This is a genomic window from Anaerococcus sp. (assembly GCF_030825785.1).
Taxonomy (GTDB): Bacteria; Bacillota; Clostridia; order Tissierellales; family Peptoniphilaceae; genus Anaerococcus.
In genome coordinates this window covers 1-17,025 of the sequence record NZ_JAPJPG010000015.1, presented here as the reverse complement: position 1 = coordinate 17,025, position 17,025 = coordinate 1, and the positions used below count along the sequence as shown (strand labels likewise).

The 17,025-nt window shown below is 37.2% G+C and carries 14 protein-coding genes, 1 tRNA gene, 1 pseudogene and 1 other annotated feature; all 16 genes and pseudogenes read left to right on the top strand.

Features of this window, described 5'->3' with window-relative positions; all coding sequences use genetic code 11:
- Positions 1-28 precede the first annotated feature (28 nt).
- The 16 genes and pseudogenes from RCH56_RS03590 (at position 29) to RCH56_RS03515 (ending at position 16,884) form a co-directional block, all read left to right on the top strand.
- Complete coding sequence (locus tag RCH56_RS03590; protein ID WP_306483628.1) at positions 29-1,315, top strand: dicarboxylate/amino acid:cation symporter; 1,287 nt, start codon at positions 29-31, stop codon at positions 1,313-1,315.
- A gap of 144 nt (positions 1,316-1,459) precedes the next feature.
- Positions 1,460-2,146 (top strand): hydrolase, encoded by a 687-nt coding sequence (locus RCH56_RS03585; protein ID WP_306483627.1) that lies wholly within the window; start codon positions 1,460-1,462, stop codon positions 2,144-2,146.
- Positions 2,143-3,072: a P1 family peptidase gene (locus tag RCH56_RS03580; RefSeq protein WP_306483626.1), complete on the top strand. Its 930-nt coding sequence runs from the start codon at positions 2,143-2,145 to the stop codon at positions 3,070-3,072. The genes RCH56_RS03585 and RCH56_RS03580 overlap by 4 nt, the downstream gene beginning before the upstream one ends.
- Before the next feature lie 127 nt (positions 3,073-3,199).
- Positions 3,200-3,484 carry a 30S ribosomal protein S6 gene (gene rpsF / locus RCH56_RS03575; RefSeq protein WP_306483625.1) on the top strand — a complete coding sequence of 95 codons (285 nt, stop codon included), beginning with the start codon at positions 3,200-3,202 and terminating at the stop codon, positions 3,482-3,484.
- A 3-nt stretch (positions 3,485-3,487) separates the two neighbouring features.
- On the top strand, positions 3,488-4,021 hold the full coding sequence (locus tag RCH56_RS03570; RefSeq protein ID WP_306483624.1) for a single-stranded DNA-binding protein: 534 nt from the start codon (positions 3,488-3,490) through the stop codon (positions 4,019-4,021).
- A gap of 18 nt (positions 4,022-4,039) precedes the next feature.
- The gene (rpsR, locus tag RCH56_RS03565; RefSeq protein ID WP_105301953.1) at positions 4,040-4,267 is read left to right on the top strand and encodes a 30S ribosomal protein S18; all 228 of its coding nucleotides are present in this window, start codon (positions 4,040-4,042) and stop codon (positions 4,265-4,267) included.
- Between the two features lie 274 nt (positions 4,268-4,541).
- A complete protein-coding gene (locus tag RCH56_RS03560; RefSeq protein WP_306483623.1) occupies positions 4,542-6,506 on the top strand; it encodes a sodium-translocating pyrophosphatase in 1,965 nt (654 codons plus the stop codon).
- Positions 6,507-6,568: 62 nt separating this feature from the next.
- Positions 6,569-6,797 (top strand) — a binding site (T-box leader).
- A gap of 83 nt (positions 6,798-6,880) precedes the next feature.
- Positions 6,881-8,114: pseudogene (locus tag RCH56_RS03555) on the top strand (argininosuccinate synthase).
- 9 nt (positions 8,115-8,123) lie between these two features.
- Positions 8,124-9,497, top strand: coding sequence for an argininosuccinate lyase (argH, locus tag RCH56_RS03550; protein ID WP_306483622.1), 1,374 nt, complete (start codon positions 8,124-8,126; stop codon positions 9,495-9,497).
- A gap of 3 nt (positions 9,498-9,500) precedes the next feature.
- Positions 9,501-10,973, top strand: a complete 1,473-nt coding sequence (locus RCH56_RS03545) for a transporter substrate-binding domain-containing protein (protein ID WP_306483621.1) — start codon at positions 9,501-9,503, stop codon at positions 10,971-10,973.
- Positions 10,966-11,691 (top strand): amino acid ABC transporter ATP-binding protein, encoded by a 726-nt coding sequence (locus tag RCH56_RS03540; RefSeq protein ID WP_306483620.1) that lies wholly within the window; start codon positions 10,966-10,968, stop codon positions 11,689-11,691. Before RCH56_RS03545 ends, RCH56_RS03540 begins: the two co-directional genes overlap by 8 nt.
- Positions 11,692-11,743: 52 nt before the next feature.
- Positions 11,744-11,834, top strand: a tRNA-Leu gene (locus RCH56_RS03535).
- 378 nt (positions 11,835-12,212) lie between these two features.
- Complete coding sequence (gene ispE, locus RCH56_RS03530) at positions 12,213-13,049, top strand: 4-(cytidine 5'-diphospho)-2-C-methyl-D-erythritol kinase (protein WP_306483619.1); 837 nt, start codon at positions 12,213-12,215, stop codon at positions 13,047-13,049.
- Complete coding sequence (gene murI / locus RCH56_RS03525) at positions 13,042-13,794, top strand: glutamate racemase (RefSeq protein WP_306483618.1); 753 nt, start codon at positions 13,042-13,044, stop codon at positions 13,792-13,794. Before ispE ends, murI begins: the two co-directional genes overlap by 8 nt.
- Complete coding sequence (locus RCH56_RS03520; protein ID WP_306483617.1) at positions 13,791-14,696, top strand: exopolyphosphatase; 906 nt, start codon at positions 13,791-13,793, stop codon at positions 14,694-14,696. Before murI ends, RCH56_RS03520 begins: the two co-directional genes overlap by 4 nt.
- A 1-nt stretch (position 14,697) precedes the next feature.
- On the top strand, positions 14,698-16,884 hold the full coding sequence (locus RCH56_RS03515; protein ID WP_306483616.1) for an RNA degradosome polyphosphate kinase: 2,187 nt from the start codon (positions 14,698-14,700) through the stop codon (positions 16,882-16,884).
- Positions 16,885-17,025: the final 141 nt, after the last annotated feature.

Genomic DNA, 17,025 nt, shown 5'->3' with positions numbered 1-17,025 from the left:
TATGATAAATAAAAATATAGGAGGATATATGAAATTTATTTCATTAATAATTACGATAGCCCTATTTTTCCTCTTAGGTAAAATGAAAGAAAAAAATATTTCTTTTGCTAAGAGAGTAATTTTGGCAGCTATCTTGGGTCTAGCCTTGGGATATTTCTTTGCTGGATCAACTGAATATGTGGCAATTTTTGGAAAAGTTTTTATAAGATTGTTATCAGCAATGGTTATACCGCTCTTATTTGCTACCATTATAAGAACAACCCTAAACACAGGATCTTTGGGCAAGCTTAGAAGCGTAGGACTTAAGTCTGTCGGCATCTTAAGTCTACACAATGTGTTGGGTTCTACAATTGGTCTAATCCTTGCTGTTGTGTTTTCTATAGGTAAGGGAGCGAGCATCCCATTGCCAGAAGTAAGCGAAGTTAAGGAAGTGCCTACTGTAGCAGAGACTATTACAAACTTTTTCCCATCCAATATAATATCAAACGCAGGAGATGGAATGGTAATTCCTGTAATAATTTTCTCTATCCTAGTTGCAATAGCTGCTCTTAAGCTAGTTGACAAGGGAGAAGGAGAGAAAGTTACAGCCTTCAAGGACTTTATAAATTCCTTTGCAGAGATAATCTATCAGCTTACAAGTATGATTACAAGCCTTACACCTTTTGCTGTTCTATCTTTAATGGCAGAAGCTGTATCAAAGATTGACTATGAAGCTGTTAAGCCACTTCTACTAATCTTAGTCTTAAGCTATGTTGCAAGTGCTATCCATTCATTTATCACAACAGGAGCCCTTGTTTCGATATTTGCTAAGGTTAATCCTGTAAAGTACTTCAAAAACGCGTGGCCTGCTCAAGTAGTTGGTTTTACAACTCAATCATCAATGGGCTCTCTTCCAGTAAATATGGAAAATCTAGAAAAGACTCAAGGAGTATCAGAAGATATAGCATCCTTCGTCGCTCCACTTGGAGCTACTATGGGCATGCCTGGATGTGCTGGATTTTGGCCAGTGATGAATGCTGTCCTTACTATCAATGTTATGGGACTTGATTTTGGAGGCTTCGACTATGTTAAGCTAGTACTAATTGCCCTTCTAGTTTCTCTAGGAACTGTCGGTGTACCAGGCACAGCTACAATTGCAACTACTGCTGTTTTTGCAGCTATGGGACTTCCTTTAGAGATGGTAGTTCTTCTAGCACCAATTTCTTCTCTTGCAGATATGGGAAGGACATCTACAAATGTTGTCGCAGCCAACTCTTCTGCCCTAATAGTTGCAGCAAGTGAAGGAAAACTAAATAGAGAAGTGTTTAATAGCTAAAGCTGTTTTTCGAAAATATTTTAGAAAATAAGCTCATTTGTCTAAGGCCCGGCAGCTGCTGGGTCTTTTATTGTAAAAACTTTTAATGCTTGTAGAATATAATTTGAGAGATGAAAGCTTATAAAAATAGAAATAGAGGATAAAATGACAGACAAAAAGGAAAAATACATACCCCAAGTACATTCAAAACTTAGAAAATCATTTATCACAGTTCCAAAAGAAATCTATAAGGCCAGTGGTATTATGATTTTTGAAAAAAGAATCAAGTCCCTCTTGTTTACCACAGACCTTGCCATAATAAGAAACTCAAATGCGGACTCTATTATGGCAGTCTATCCCTACACTCCACAAAACTCCATCTCCCAGGCAATCCTAGACGTATCAAACGTCCCATGCTTTATCGGTGTTGGGGGAGGAACGACCCAAGGATTAAGGTCTAAATACATTGCGATTGAGGCAGAACTTGCTGGAGCCTACGGTGTTGTAGTAAACTCGCCTATGCCAAATGAGGATATCAAATCCATATCGGATTTCGTAGATATACCTGTGATTGCCTCGGTCGTAAGTTTTGAAAATGACTATATGGGAAAAATTGCAGCAGGTGCTGAAATCCTAAACGTATCTGGAGGAAAATACACAGCAGACCTAGTACGTGAGATTAGAAAAAATGTTGGAGATAAGTTCCCGATTATAGCTACAGGAGGAAAGTCTAGCGAGCAAATCCTAGAAACTATTAAGGCAGGAGCCAATGCAATCTCCTACACTCCACCTTCAAGTTCAGAAGTATTTGGCTCTATGATGGATACTTATAGAAACGAGGACATACATTGACTTATCAAGGATTTTTAACAGATGTTGGTGGGATTAAGTTAGGTCACGCAAGTGATTTTAAGGGAGGGACAGGCCTTAGTGTGATAATCCCAGATTCAGGAAATACAGCTGCAGTAGAAGTTAGAGGATCTGCTCCAGGAACGAGGGAAACGGACGTACTTAGTCCAATCAATCAAGTAAGCGAAGTAAATGGCATAATCCTTTCAGGTGGATCTGCCTATGGACTTGATGCGGCAAGTGGCTTAATGGAAGCTTTAGAAAAAGACGGAAGAGGATTTGACGTTGGATGTGGTATTGTCCCAATTGTAAGCGAGGCGGTCCTATTTGATATGGCCTACAAGGATCCTTCTGCAAGACCAGATGCTAAAATGGCAAAGCTTGCCTATAAAAATGCGACATATGATAACAAAGATCAAGGAATAGTAGGAGCAGGTACTGGGGCAACTGTAGGAAAGGGCCTTGGTATGGATAAGGCCATGAAGTCAGGACTCGGTCAAGCTTCTATGAAATTAGGAAAGCTAGTTGTATCTGCTATAGTTTGTGTAAATGCCTTTGGAGATATATTTGATTATGAGAAAGGAACTCAAATCGCAGGTCCTAAGGTAGAAGGTGAAATCTTAAATACAATGGATAATATTGAAAGAATTGCCCAAAGCTTTTCTGAAGTTGAAGGGAAAAATACGACAATAGGACTAGTTGCGACAAATGCGACTTTCGATAAAACTAAGCTTACAAAGATTTGCCAAATGAGCCACGATGCTTATGCTAGATCAATTAACCCAGTCCATACCATGTTTGATGGCGATACAATATTTGCCCTAGCTACTAACAAAATAGCAGCTGATGTAAATATAGTTGGGGCCCTTTCGGCTAAAGTTATGTCAAGGGCTATAGCCAATGCGATTTATAGGTCAAATGATCTTTAGTCTTAATAGCTATAGTTTATAAGAAAATTCTTGACAAAAAAGATGTACTATAGTATTATACATAGGTAATAATTCTCTACTCCGTAAGAAATTAACGGGGTCAAGACCACAGGGAGGTGAAAGATACATGAATAAATACGAAGCAGTATTGATTTTCAAAGCTGATATGGCGGATAGTGAAAGAGAAAGCCTACTTGACAGATTTAAAGATATCATTGCTCAAGAAGGTGAAGTAACTAGCGTTGATGACTGGGGAAAAAGAAAACTAGCTTACGAAATTAATGATCTTAAAGAAGGTTATTATTACATCGTAGACTTCGATTCTAAGCCAGACCATATCAAAGAATTTGAAAGAAGACTAAGACTTTCAGACTTTGTAATCAGATACATGGTTATCAGAAAAGAGGACTAATCAATGAATAAAGTTATCCTTATCGGAAGACTCGTAAGAGATCCTGAGTTGAGATATACTCAATCTCAAAGAGCCGTATGTACTTTTACATTGGCAGTAGATAAGAGACTTAGCAGAGAGAAAAAGAACGAATTGGAAGCTCAAAATCGTCCTACAGCAGATTTTCTAAGAATTACCGTTTGGGGAATTCAAGGAGAAAATGCCAGCAAATACCTCAGAAAAGGAAGTCAATGCGCAGTAGATGGTAGAATCGAAACAGGTTCTTACCAGGATAGAGAGACAGGTAAAACTGTTTATACAACTGATGTTGTAGCGGATAATGTTGAATTTATTGGATCAAGATCTGACAATCAGTCTTCAAGCTTTAATAACAACAGCTACGACAATCAAGATACCTATAGAAATGACTATTCACAAACAAACAACTACCAACAAAGCAGGGGAAATAATAACAATAACCAAGCTTTTGATAGTGGAGATGATTTCTTTGATGATGACTTTACTGAGATTGAGGATGATGGAAGGATTCCATTCTAATATAAGAAAGGATTTATGATGGCAGGAAGAAGATTCAGACCAAGAAAAAAGGTAGATCCATTTGTAAAAGATCCATCAAAAGTTATCGATTATAAAGATATTGAAACTTTAAAAAGATTCATTACAGATAGAGGTAAGATTCTACCTAGAAGAGTAACAGGTCTTAATGCAAAACATCAAAGAGAAGTAACACGTGCTATTAAAAGAGCTCGTCAAGTTGCATTATTACCATACGAAGAAAACTAAGTAAATAGATAGTATATAGATAAATTTCAATAAGCAATATTAAGGGGACTGTTGCGGGGTGAATTTATAGTTTCACTGTTAGCCCCATTCATGAGAAAATTGACCAAGCGGGGCAGCCTAGCCCAATTAGCTTGATAGTTTTGTTAGGGATGGAGTTAACGAAGGCTATATCTTCTTTCTTCGCTCTGTCCTCTTTTTATTTGTTGGTGTTTTTTATAATAAAACTTGAAAAATTACCAATATATATTAAAATTATTATGAATAGGAGGAAATTATGTTCGTAGAAATTTTGGCCTTGATTGTGGCGATCCTCGCAGTATTATTTATGGGATTTACAATCAAATCAAAAATTATGCCTGTATCTGCAGGTAATAAGAGAATGACAGAAATTGCTTCTCATATCAAAAACGGTGCTATGACTTTCATAAGCCGTGAATATAAGTACATCGCAATATTTGTCGTAGTTGTATCAGTACTAATAGCAATATTCTTAAATATTAAGATTATGATTTGCTATATTTTAGGATCAGTATTTTCAATGCTAGCAGGCTACATCGGTATGAGAGTTTCAACAGAATCTAATGCTAGATGTGCTAATATGGCTCTTGAAGATGGAACTAATGGTGCTTTAAAGGTAGCATTTTCTGGTGGATCAGTAATGGGTTTTGCTGTTACAGGTCTTGGATTTTTAGGTATTATGATAACTTACCTTGTGTATAGAGATCCTGCTATCCTAATGGGATATTCCCTAGGAGCTTCATCAGTAGCTCTTTTTGCAAGAGTTGGTGGTGGTATCTATACAAAGGCAGCCGACCTTGGAGCTGACCTTGTAGGTAAGGTTGAAGCAGGAATTCCAGAAGATGACCCAAGAAACCCAGCAGTTATCGCTGATAACGTAGGAGATAACGTAGGAGACGTAGCAGGTATGGGTGCTGACCTTTTCGAGTCTTACTCGGGGGCAATCATCTCTGCAGTAACACTTGGTATAATCGCAAGTGGTGAAGCTGGAATGAAGTTTACCTTTTTCCTAGTTGCTATAGGAATTTTAGCTTGTATCTTTTCAAGTGTTATGTTTATGACAGCAAAACACAAGAACCCACAAAAATCACTTATGAATACAATCTATGTTTCAGGTGGAATTGTTCTTGTTGCAAGTTTGATTCTTTCATTCGTTTACTTCCAAAGTCTAAACGCAGCTTTGGCTATAATAGTTGGTATTGTAGTAGGAATACTTATCGGTCTTCTTACAGAATACTACACATCTGATAAGTATAAATACGTTAAAAATATCGCAGCGGAATCTAGAACTGGTGTTGCTACAAACATCATCGCAGGACTTTCAACAGGTATGCTTTCAACAGTATTCCCGATTATCCTAATTGCTTTGGGAATTATGGTAGCTTATTGGGCTAATGGAGTATTTGGTATAGCACTTTCTGCTGTAGGAATGCTTTCAACAACAGCAACAACTGTTACAGTTGACGCTTATGGACCAATCACAGACAACGCTGGTGGAATCGCTGAGATGAGCTACCTTCCAGAAGGAGTTAGAGACATCACAGATGAGCTAGACTCAATCGGTAATACAACTGCTGCAATCGGTAAGGGATTTGCAATTGGATCAGCTGCCCTAACAGCACTTTCACTATTTGTAACTTATTCAGAAGCCCTAAATCTTGGTGCGATCTCAATTCTTGATGCCAAGGTAGTTGCAGGAATGTTTATTGGTGCTATGCTTCCATTCCTATTTACAGCCCTTACAATGAACTCAGTTGGTAAGGCTGCTACAGAAATGATCGAAGAAGTTAGAAGCCAATTTAGATCAGATGATAGAATCCTAAAGGGTGAAGTAGAACCAAACTATGCAAGATGTATAGATATTTCAACTACAGCTTCTCTTAAGGAGATGATCCTACCAGGAGTTCTTGCAATAATCGTTCCAATCTTTGTAGGAAAAGTATTAGGTCCATATGCCCTTGGAGGACTATTAGCAGGAGCCCTAGTTACAGGAGTACTAATGGCAATCTTTATGTCAAACTCTGGTGGAGCTTGGGATAATGCTAAAAAATACATCGAAACACTACCAGGAGAAGATGGTAAGGGATCAGATGCTCACAAGGCATCAGTTGTTGGAGATACTGTAGGTGACCCATTCAAGGATACATCAGGTCCAGCTTTAAACATCCTTATCAAACTTATGACTGTAGTATCAGTTGTATGTGCAAACTTATTTATTTAAGAAAAATATTTGACAAAGCATCCAGTACATTGTAAAATGTAATCAATCAATAGATTTAGTTAGCAAATGTGTTGAAGAGAAGAGTAATTAATTTGAAGCTTCAAGCGAATCCCGATTGGTGTGAGGGGATAAGCAGACGGTTGATGAAAAGAACCTCAGAGCATATAGGTCGATACAAGGAGACCTATACGGGAACTCCCGTTACAGAGTTAGAGTATGTTAGTACTTGATGAGGTCTATCCTGTGAAGGATAGATAAATATGGGTGGTATCACGAGCTTTCGTCCCTTTTGGGATGAAGGCTCTTTTTTGTTACCAAATAGAGTCTTAGGCACGTATAGCTAATATTGATTAATAAAAATTAAGGAGATAAAAATGAAACAAAATGAATATCAAATCTTAAAAGAAGCGAAAAAAGTTATACTTGCCTACTCAGGAGGCCTTGACACATCAGTCCTTACAACTTGGTTACTAGAAAAAAGGAGTAGGCGAAGTGGTTTGTATGTCAGTCGACTTAGGTCAGGTCAAAGATCCAGATAAGCTAAAAGAGAAGGCCCTAGGCCAAGGAGCTAGCAAGTTTTACAATGTCAATGTAGAAGATGAATTTATAGAAGAATACGCCTACAAGTCACTTCTTGCAGGAGCCAAATACGAAAACTTGTACCTGCTAGGAACTGCCATAGCTAGGCCACTTATAGCCAAGGTCTTGGTAGATATCTATGAGAAAGAAGGAGCAGATCTTATAGTACATGGTTGTACAGGAAAGGGAAATGACCAAATAAGGTTTGAGCTTTCTATAGCAGCTCTAGATCCTAAGATCAAGGTCCTTGCTCCTTGGAGGTTCTGGGATATCAAGGGCCTTAGCGAAGAAGAAGCCTACGCAGCAAGCCATGGAATCAAGCTAGACTTCACTAAGGAAGAAGACTACTCCATGGATGAGAATATCTGGCGCCTATCCCACGAGGGACTAGACCTAGAAAATCCAGAAAACGAAGCAGATCTTGACAAAATCCTCCATTGGATCACTCCTCCAGAAAAGGCCCCTGACGAAGCTGAAATAGTAGAAATAGTATTTGAAAAAGGAAAACCAATTTCATTAAATGGCAAGGAACTTAAAGGAAGCGATATGGTAAAGGCTCTAAATGAGATTGCTGGTAAGCATGGAATAGGGATTGATGATATGGTAGAAAGCAGGGTAGTTGGTATTAAGAGCAGGGGAGTATATGAAAATCCAGCAGCAAGTCTTCTATACTTTGCTTTAGAGAAGCTCCAATCAATAACAATACATCCAGAAGCCCTAGCCTACAAGCAAAAGATGAGCCTTGATTATGCAAATCTTGTCTATGAAGGAAAATGGATGACCCCACTTAAGGAAGCCATGGACCTATTTATGGAAAAGGTAAATGAAAATACAAGCGGAAGTGTTAAGGTAAAACTATACAAGGGAAATATGTATCCTGCAGGAATTTTTGCTGACAAGCCTTTGTTTGATGAAGAACTTGCGACCTTCGAAGAAGATGATGTGTATAGCCAAGAAGATGCAACAGGCTTTATTAACCTCTTTGGCCTATCCACAAAGACTTATGCATCAGTAATGAAAGAAGATTAGGAGAAATAAATGAAGTTATGGAGCGGAATGCTTTCAGGTGAGTTGGATAAGCTAGCAGAAGAATTTAATGATTCGATAAAAATCGATAAAAGACTAGTATATTGTGATATAGAAGGATCTATTGCTAATGTAGAAATGCTCGGCAAAAACAATATAATCTCTGATGAAGAAAAAGAAAAAATTATCACAGGTCTTTCCTCAATATATAAGAATCTTAAAGAAGGTAAGGAAGAAGTTGATGAATCCTACGAGGATATCCACACCTTCGTTGAGGCAAGACTTATCGAAGAGATCGGTCCACTTGGAAAGAAGATGCACACAGCAAGATCAAGGAACGATCAGGTTACAACAGATTTTAAGCTTTATCTAAGAAATGAGTGTGGAAATATCCTAGAAGATACTAAGGATTATATAGCATCTCTTGTAACACTTGCTGAGAAAAACACCAAGACCATTATGCCAGGCTACACCCACCTTCAAGCAGCCCAAGCCGTAACTTTCGCTCACCACATCATGGCCTATGCTATGATGGGATTAAGAGATATAGAAAGAATAAATTCCTTTAGAGAAAGGATCAACGAGCTTCCACTGGGAGCTTGTGCCCTAGCTGGTACTACCTATGATATAGATAGGGACTTTGTCAAAGATAAGCTTGGCTTTACATCTCTTATGCAAAACTCCATGGATGCAGTAAGCGATAGGGACTATGTGATAGAATTATCTTCAATTATATCTCTTATATCTATTCACCTATCTAGACTTTCGGAAGAGCTAATAATATTTTCCTCCCAACCTTACTCATTTGTAAGAATTGACGATAAATATTCTACAGGCTCTTCCATTATGCCCCAGAAGAAAAATCCTGACATGGCTGAGCTTATTAGGGCAAAAGCAGCAAGGCTTATTGCAAATACAAATCAGTCAATGGTTATGATGAAGGGTCTTCCTCTTGCTTATTCTAAGGATATGCAGGAAGATAAGGAAGGGATATTTGAAAGCATAGATACCATAAGGGCTATGCTTAAAATAATGGCTGGACAGTTAGATTGCCTTAAGGTCAACAAGGAGAAAATGCTAGCTGCTTCTAAAGAGGGCTATCTTTATGCAACTGACGTGGCGGATTATCTCGTTGGAAAAAATCTTCCCTTTAGGGATGCCCACCATATATCAGCAAGGCTTGTAAAATACGCCATGGAGAAAAATCTGTGCTTGGAAGATCTTCCTCTAGAAATTTATAAAAATGAATCGGACTTATTTGAAGAAGATATCTATCAGACCATAGATTTATACACATCGGTAAACAAGAGAGATTCCCTAGGCGGACCTAGTGAGAAAGAAGTTCTAAGGCAGATCGCCTATGTAAAGGAAAAATTAGAAAGGTAAGTTATGAAAAACAAAAAATATGGAATACTGGCTATGCTTTTGGCATTTTTAGTACTTATACCAACAAAAGCATTTGCAGAAGAAAAAATAGTAGATGATGGAGTGATAGACTTAGGTACAAGCGCAGACTTCCCTCCTTATGAATACTATGAAGGAGACGAAATTGTAGGGATCGACCCTGATATAGTTAATGCAATAGCCGATGAGTTAGGCCTTGAGGTCAAACTTCACGACATGGACTTTAATAATATCATAGCAAGTATCCAATCAGGCAAGGTTGACGGAGGAGCAGCAGGATTTACAGTAACTGAAGAAAGAAAGAAATCAGTAAACTTTACCGAACCCTTTGCCAAGACTAGCCAAATTATAGTAAAGAGAAAAGACTCCGATATAGAAGAAATCGAAGATTTGGAAGGGAAAAAACTAGGAACCCAATTGGGATCTATCGGGGACACCATAGCAAAAGATGACTTCGGAGAAGAAAATGTATCTTCCTTTAACAAAGTCCCAGATGCTATCCTCTCCCTCCAAAGTAAGAAAATAGACGCTGTGATCTTGGATAATCAAAGTGCAGAAAACTTTGTAAATGCTAACAAGGATCTAGAAATAGTAGATACGCCATATCTTGAAGAAGAATATGCCATAGCAGTTAATAAAGATAATCCTGTCCTTCTAGAAAAAATGAACGAAGCGATCACAAAACTTAAGGATAATGGAGAGATTGACAAGATAATGGCCAAATACCAAGGTTCTTCCGAAGTTGAAGAAAGTAAGGGGCTTATTGGCAGATTCAAATCTACAATTATCGATAATGGATCTTATAAATATCTATTAGACGGACTAAAAATAACAGCGAAAGTAACAGTATGCGCCCTAATCCTTTCCTTTGTCTTAGGACTTATTATAGCCCTCGTTAGATCTGCAAAGATAGATATTGGAGATGAACTATCAGGATTTCCAAAATTCCTACTTACAATAATTGACAAAATATTTGCCTTATTTGTATCTATAATCCGTGGAACACCTTCAACAATCCAACTTTTGATAATGTTTAATGTAATTTTAGTAAACCTAGATAACCTAGTTCTAGTAGCTATAATTTCCTTTGCCTTAAACTCTTCAGCCTACATGGCGGAGCTATTTAGGGGCGGAATCAACTCAGTTAGTAAGGGAGAAAAGGAAGCAGCAAGAAGTCTAGGCCTATCCAACCTACAAATGATGAAAAAGGTAGTAATGCCACAAGCTGTCAAAAACTCCTTGCCAGCCTTAGGTAACGAAGTTATAACCCTCTTTAAAGAAACATCAATAGCAGGCTTTATAGGGCTTGCAGACTTAACTAGGGGAGCATCAATCGTAATAAGTCAAACCTTCGATGCAGCAACAGCCTACTTCTCTGCAGCTATAATCTATCTTGTCATAGTCCTAGTTATGGAGAAAATATTCAAAGAACTAGAGAAAGGATTCCTATATGCTTAAAGTAAAAAATGTAGAAAAATCATTCGATGACTTGAAGGTCCTAAACGGTATTGACTTAGATGTCGACAAAAAGGACGTAATATCAATAATAGGCCCATCTGGTTCTGGAAAATCAACCTTCCTTCGTTGCCTCAATCTCTTAGAAAAACCAGATTCGGGAGAAATTTACTTCGAAGAGAAAAAAATCAACGATAATAATGTCGATATAAATAAACTTAGGGAAGAGATAGGAATGGTATTTCAAAACTTCAACCTATTTTCCAATATGTCTATCATAGATAACCTAACCCTCGCTCCAGTAATGAGGGGGAAAATGAACAAGAAAGAAGCAGAAGATGAGGCCATAGAGCTTTTAGAAAGAATAGGCCTTGCTAGCAAAAAAGATATCTACCCAGTAAGCCTATCGGGTGGACAAAAACAAAGGGTAGCTATAGCAAGAGCTCTAATGATGAAGCCAAAGCTCATGCTCTTTGATGAACCTACCAGCGCTCTCGATCCAGAAATGGTTGGAGAAGTCCTAGAACTTATGAAAGAGCTCGCCCATGATGGGATGACCATGGTTGTAGTAACTCACGAGATGGGATTTGCTAGAGAAGTATCAAATAAAGTAATCTTTATGGACAAGGGAGAGATAGTAGAGACATCAGAAAATCCAGAAGACTTCTTCCAAAATCCAAAAGAAGAACGTAGCAAACAATTTTTGTCCATGGTTTTATAAAAAAACTTGACAAAAGAAAAAAATAAGTGTATTATATAAAGGTAATATACGAGCGGGATTGGCGGAATTGGCAGACGCGCAAGACTAAGGATCTTGTGACCGGTTTTAAGGTCGTGGAAGTTCAAGTCTTCTATCCCGCACCAAATTAGCACCTTATAAGCGAGGTGCTTTTTGTTTACCCTTTAATCTTTGATTTTAAGGATTATTAAAATACAATAATCTTAAGAGAAGCGACCTCTTAATAAAGCTACAAAGCTCTCAAACTTTGTGATATTAGTGAATATCAATAGTTCCCAAATGGGCATACAAAAAGCAGGAGGTCAGTCCTGAGTTTTTCATGTGGGTAAAATGTTGACAAAAGTTATTTTATATTTCAAAATAAATGTCTTTTCTAGAAACTCCTTCATTGGTAATTCCTTTGATTAGGAGTTTTTTATTGGATAGATATAACTATAAGCTAATCTTTACAATTTCCCAATACGAAAGTCCCCTACTTATGATATAATAAATTAGAGGTAATTATGGAAAGAAAATGTTATGCTAAGGTTAATCTTACCCTCGATAGTTTATATAAGAGGGATGATGGTTATCACGAAATCGATAGTATTATGGTTAGGATTAATCTGTTTGATAAATTGATTATAAAGAAAAATAAAGAGAATAAATTTAATTACGAGACAAATCTCCCTGATATCTGCGCCCTTGAGGATAATTTAATTTACAAGGCTTGGAGTTTACTTAAAGATAGGGTGGATGAGAATGGAGTCGATGTGACTTTGATCAAAAACATTCCCCTTGCAGCAGGTCTTGCTGGAGGCTCTACTGATTGCGCTGAAATGATCAAGGGGTTTGATAAGCTTTGGGATTTAGGCCTATCTCTTGATGAGAAGATGGCTCTTGGCAAAAAGCTAGGAGCAGATATTCCTTTCTTCTTCCTAGAATCAAATGCCAGAGCCCAAGGGATCGGAGAAATACTCTCACCTTTTACCAACAAGCTTAAGATGAAGCTTTTACTTATAAACGATGGGACAGAGATCTCCTCTGCCTTTGTCTACAAGAGGCTTAATGATTATGGAGTAATCAATACTTCAGAAATTATAGATAAGCTCCGCAAGGGAGAAAAATCTGCAATCTCTGGCTTTAGAAATGTGATGGAGGATGTAATATTTGAAAGTTTCCCTCATATCAAGGAGATTTGTTCAAGACTTGAAGATAGCGGGGCAGAAAAGGCCTTGGTCAGTGGATCTGGGGCGAGTGTCTTTGGGGTTTTCACTGATGATAAGAGCCTGGAATTTGCCTATGATAAGCTTAATGGCAAGTATAAGTTCGTAGAGAAAGTTGAGTTAGTAGATGACTAGGATTGGAGTTTTTGATTCAGGTCTAGGGGGGCTTACTGTCTTAAGGGAGCTTGCCAAAACTAACAAGAGCCAGTATTTTTATTTTGGAGATAGCCTTAGAGTTCCTTATGGGGGAAGGAGCGAAGAAGAGCTTAGGAAATTTTCTGCCGATATTGTAGATTTTCTAGAGAAATTTGCTATAGACTATTATGTAATAGCTTGCAATACTCTTTCTGTTACTGTGACAGATTTTCTTAGGGAAAAATACGACAAGAAATTTATTCCTATCACAGATCTTGCCCTTAGGGCTTGTGAGAAATACCAAGGCAAATTCCTGGTTTTAGGAACTGAGACAACCGTAAATAGTCATTTTTATAAGAAGAATCTAGAAAAAAATCGTAATACTACTGTTTATGAAGTTGCTGCTAGTAAGCTTGTGGATTTGATAGAAGATGACAAAAAAGATGATGAAAAGTTAAATGAATATATAGACTCCTATATAAAGATTGCTAAGGAGAAGAAAATAGAAAATATCCTCCTAGCCTGCACTCATTATCCTATAATAAGGGATAAAATCGAGAAAAGGCTAGATTATAAGGCAAATATAATAGATCCTGCAATCTTTTTAAGCGAGAGTTTAGAAAGTGCGAGCGATAATTTGGATATTAATATATTTATGTCCAAGAAGACTCTTGCCACAGAGAATTTGATACCGAAACTTATAGATTTTCCCTATAAACTAAATTATTTGAAGGAGGGCTTATGATTTATGCAATAATGGATATTGGAAGTAACACAGTTAGGTTGTCAGTCTACAAGCAAGTTAAAGATAAGGCAGTGCATCTTTTTAGCGAGAAAGAGCAAGCCTCTCTTAGGAATTATGTCAAGAAGGGAAGTCTTACAGATAAGGGTATCGATAGACTTATATCTACCTTGAGAAGATTTAATTCTATAATTTCAAACTTTGATGACATAGATAGTGTACATCCTTTCGCCACAGCAACAATTAGAGATGTTGCAAACAGGTCTGAGATCCTTAAGAGGGTTAAGGATGAGCTAGGACTTGAAATAGAGATTCTTTCGGGAGAAGATGAGGCGAGACTTTCCTTTATAGGAGCTAGTAAGTCGGTAGATGTCAGTGAGGGTATTTTGACAGATATCGGCGGAGGTTCATCTGAGGTTGTGATAATAGATCAAGGAAAGGTAATTAAATCGACCTCCCTATCTATAGGATCCCTAGCAGCCTTCAACGACTATGTAACGGGATTGTTTACTAACAAGAAGGAGAAAAAGGCAATTGATAATGCTGTAAAGCTTCTTTTGGCAGAAAACAAGATGTATAGAGAAAAACAAAGTAATCTAGCTGCCGTTGGTGGTTCTGCTAGGGCATCTCTTAAGTTTTATAATGAGTATTACGACCATTCAGGCTACAATGCGACTATGGATGCCAAAAAGTTTAACAAAATGGTCAAAGAGATTTTGGAAATGGATGATAGAGAAGTTCTTGATAGGATTCTTGAGGTTAAACCAGACAGAGTTCATACTTTGATTCCTGGCATGATTATTTTAAATAGATTAGCAAAATATTTTTATGTAAATGAAATAAATATCAGCCAAACAGGCGTTAGGGAAGGGTACGTATACAGTAAGTTATTAGAAAGGAAATAATATGAAAGACGTATCTTTTACACAAAACAGGGAGCTATCATGGCTTAAATTTAACGACAGGGTCTTAGAGGAGGCAGCAGATAAGTCTGTACCCCTACTTGAGAGGCTTAAGTTTTTATCTATATTTGATACCAATTTAGAAGAGTTCTTTATGGTAAGAATTGGTTCTCTTACCGACCTATCGGGCCTATCAAAACAAGCTATAGATTCCAAATCTGGCCTAAGCCCTAAGGAGCAAATCGACAAGGTCCTAGAGATTTTACCCAAATCCTATGCCAAAAAAGATAAGGTATATTTCAATATCCTAGAAGATCTTAAAGAGGAGGGAGTAAGGATATCTAAATTATCCGACCTTAATGACAAAGACCTTATATCTTGTAAGAATTATTTCGATAGCAAGATTGAGCCTATACTAAATTTTCAATTGATAGATAGGACCCATCCTTTTCCTAGACTTGCCAATCTATCTATTGTTATAATCTTTGACTTAGTAGCTTCAGAAAAGAAAAGAAAGGATAAGATAGGTATTATCTACCTTCCAGATAGACTTCCTAGATATTTAAAGTTAGCCGACAATCACTTTGTCTTGCTTGAAGATATTATAGAGACCTTTGCAGGAGAACTTTTCTACAAGTATAAGATAGAAAAATCCTACGCCCTTTCCCTAACTAGGAATGCAGATATCAACTTCAACGACGACGACTACGAGGTCGAGCAGGACTTTAGGGACTATATGATGGGTAAGCTTAGGAAAAGGAAGAGACTTCAACCTGTAAGGGTAGAAGTCGACAGAGACTTAGATGACGCTTCTATCAAGTTTTTGACCAAACAGTTTAATTTAAGTAAAGAATCAATCTTTGTGACGAAATCTCTTATCCAGTCAGATTTTATCTTCGACCTAATAAGTGATATGCCAAAAGAGTTTAGGGAAAATCATAGCTATAGTGAATTTATCCCTCAAAACTCCTACTTTATAGATGAGAAGAAATCTGTTATAAGTCAAATAGAAGAGGGCGATAAGCTCCTTTCCTATCCATACGAATCGATGGACCCTATAATAAGGCTCCTCAATGAAGCAAGTGCAGATCCAGAGGTAATATCTATCAAAATCACCTTGTACAGGATAGCAAAGGAGAGCGAGATTGCCAAAGCCTTGATTAAGGCAAGTGAGAATGGGAAGGATGTCATAGTTTTGATGGAGCTTAGGGCAAGATTCGATGAAGATAATAACATCCTTTGGTCATCAAGACTTGAGAAGGCAGGATGTAATGTAGTCTATGGATTTGAAAACTACAAGACCCACTCTAAAGTATGTCTTATCACAAAAGTCGATTCTAATAACAAGATTAGCTACATCACTCAAGTTGCCACAGGAAACTACAACGAAAAGACTGCCAAGCTCTATACAGATTTTTCCTTTATGACTAAAGATATTGAAATAGGAAAAGATGCCAAAGAAATCTTTGACAATATCCTTATAGGAAATCTTGAGGGAGACTATAAGCATTTGATGGTAAGCCCTAAATCTATGCAAGAAGGATTGGATAAGCTAATAGATGAGCAAATAAGAATCCAAGAAGAAAAAGGAGAAGGCTACATTAGGCTAAAGATGAATTCAATCTCTGATAGGAAACTTATAGATAAGTTATCTGAAGCGAGCAACAAGGGTGTAAAAATTGATATGATGGTTAGGGGAATTACCTGCATCCTTCCAGGAATCAAAGGAAAGACCGAAAATATCAGAATCTATCAAGTTGTGGGAAGATTCTTAGAACATCACAGAATCTATCAATTTGGTAAGGGAGGAAAGATTAAACTATTTATCTCATCAGCTGATTTCATGACAAGAAACATCAGAAATAGAATGGAAGTAGCAGTTCCTATATATGACGCCACTATAAGAAAAAGAATCCTAGAATTTCTTGATATAATGTTTGCGGACGATGTCAAAATTAGAGAATTATCTTCTGATGGGAATTACTACAAAGTAGAAAACAAAGAAAATATTATCGCCCAAGATAAGTTAATTGAAATTGCAATAAAAAGAAGCCAAGAGAAAAGTATTAGTCAAATTCCTACAAGCAAAGACAATACAAAAAAAGATAAAAGAGCTTCTAGGAGCAGTAGAAAAAGTGATAAACCTTTAAGCTGGAAGCTGGGTTACTTCTTAGGGAAATTATTTTCTTAAATTAAAATTTAAAAATAGTTCGAAAGCCAAACTGCTATAAAAATTAGTCATCTTATAGGAAAATCCTTATATTTACCTAGACATGTGATTTGTTTTTATAGCAGTCTTTTTTATGAGTGAAACTTTCAAAATAAATTAAGT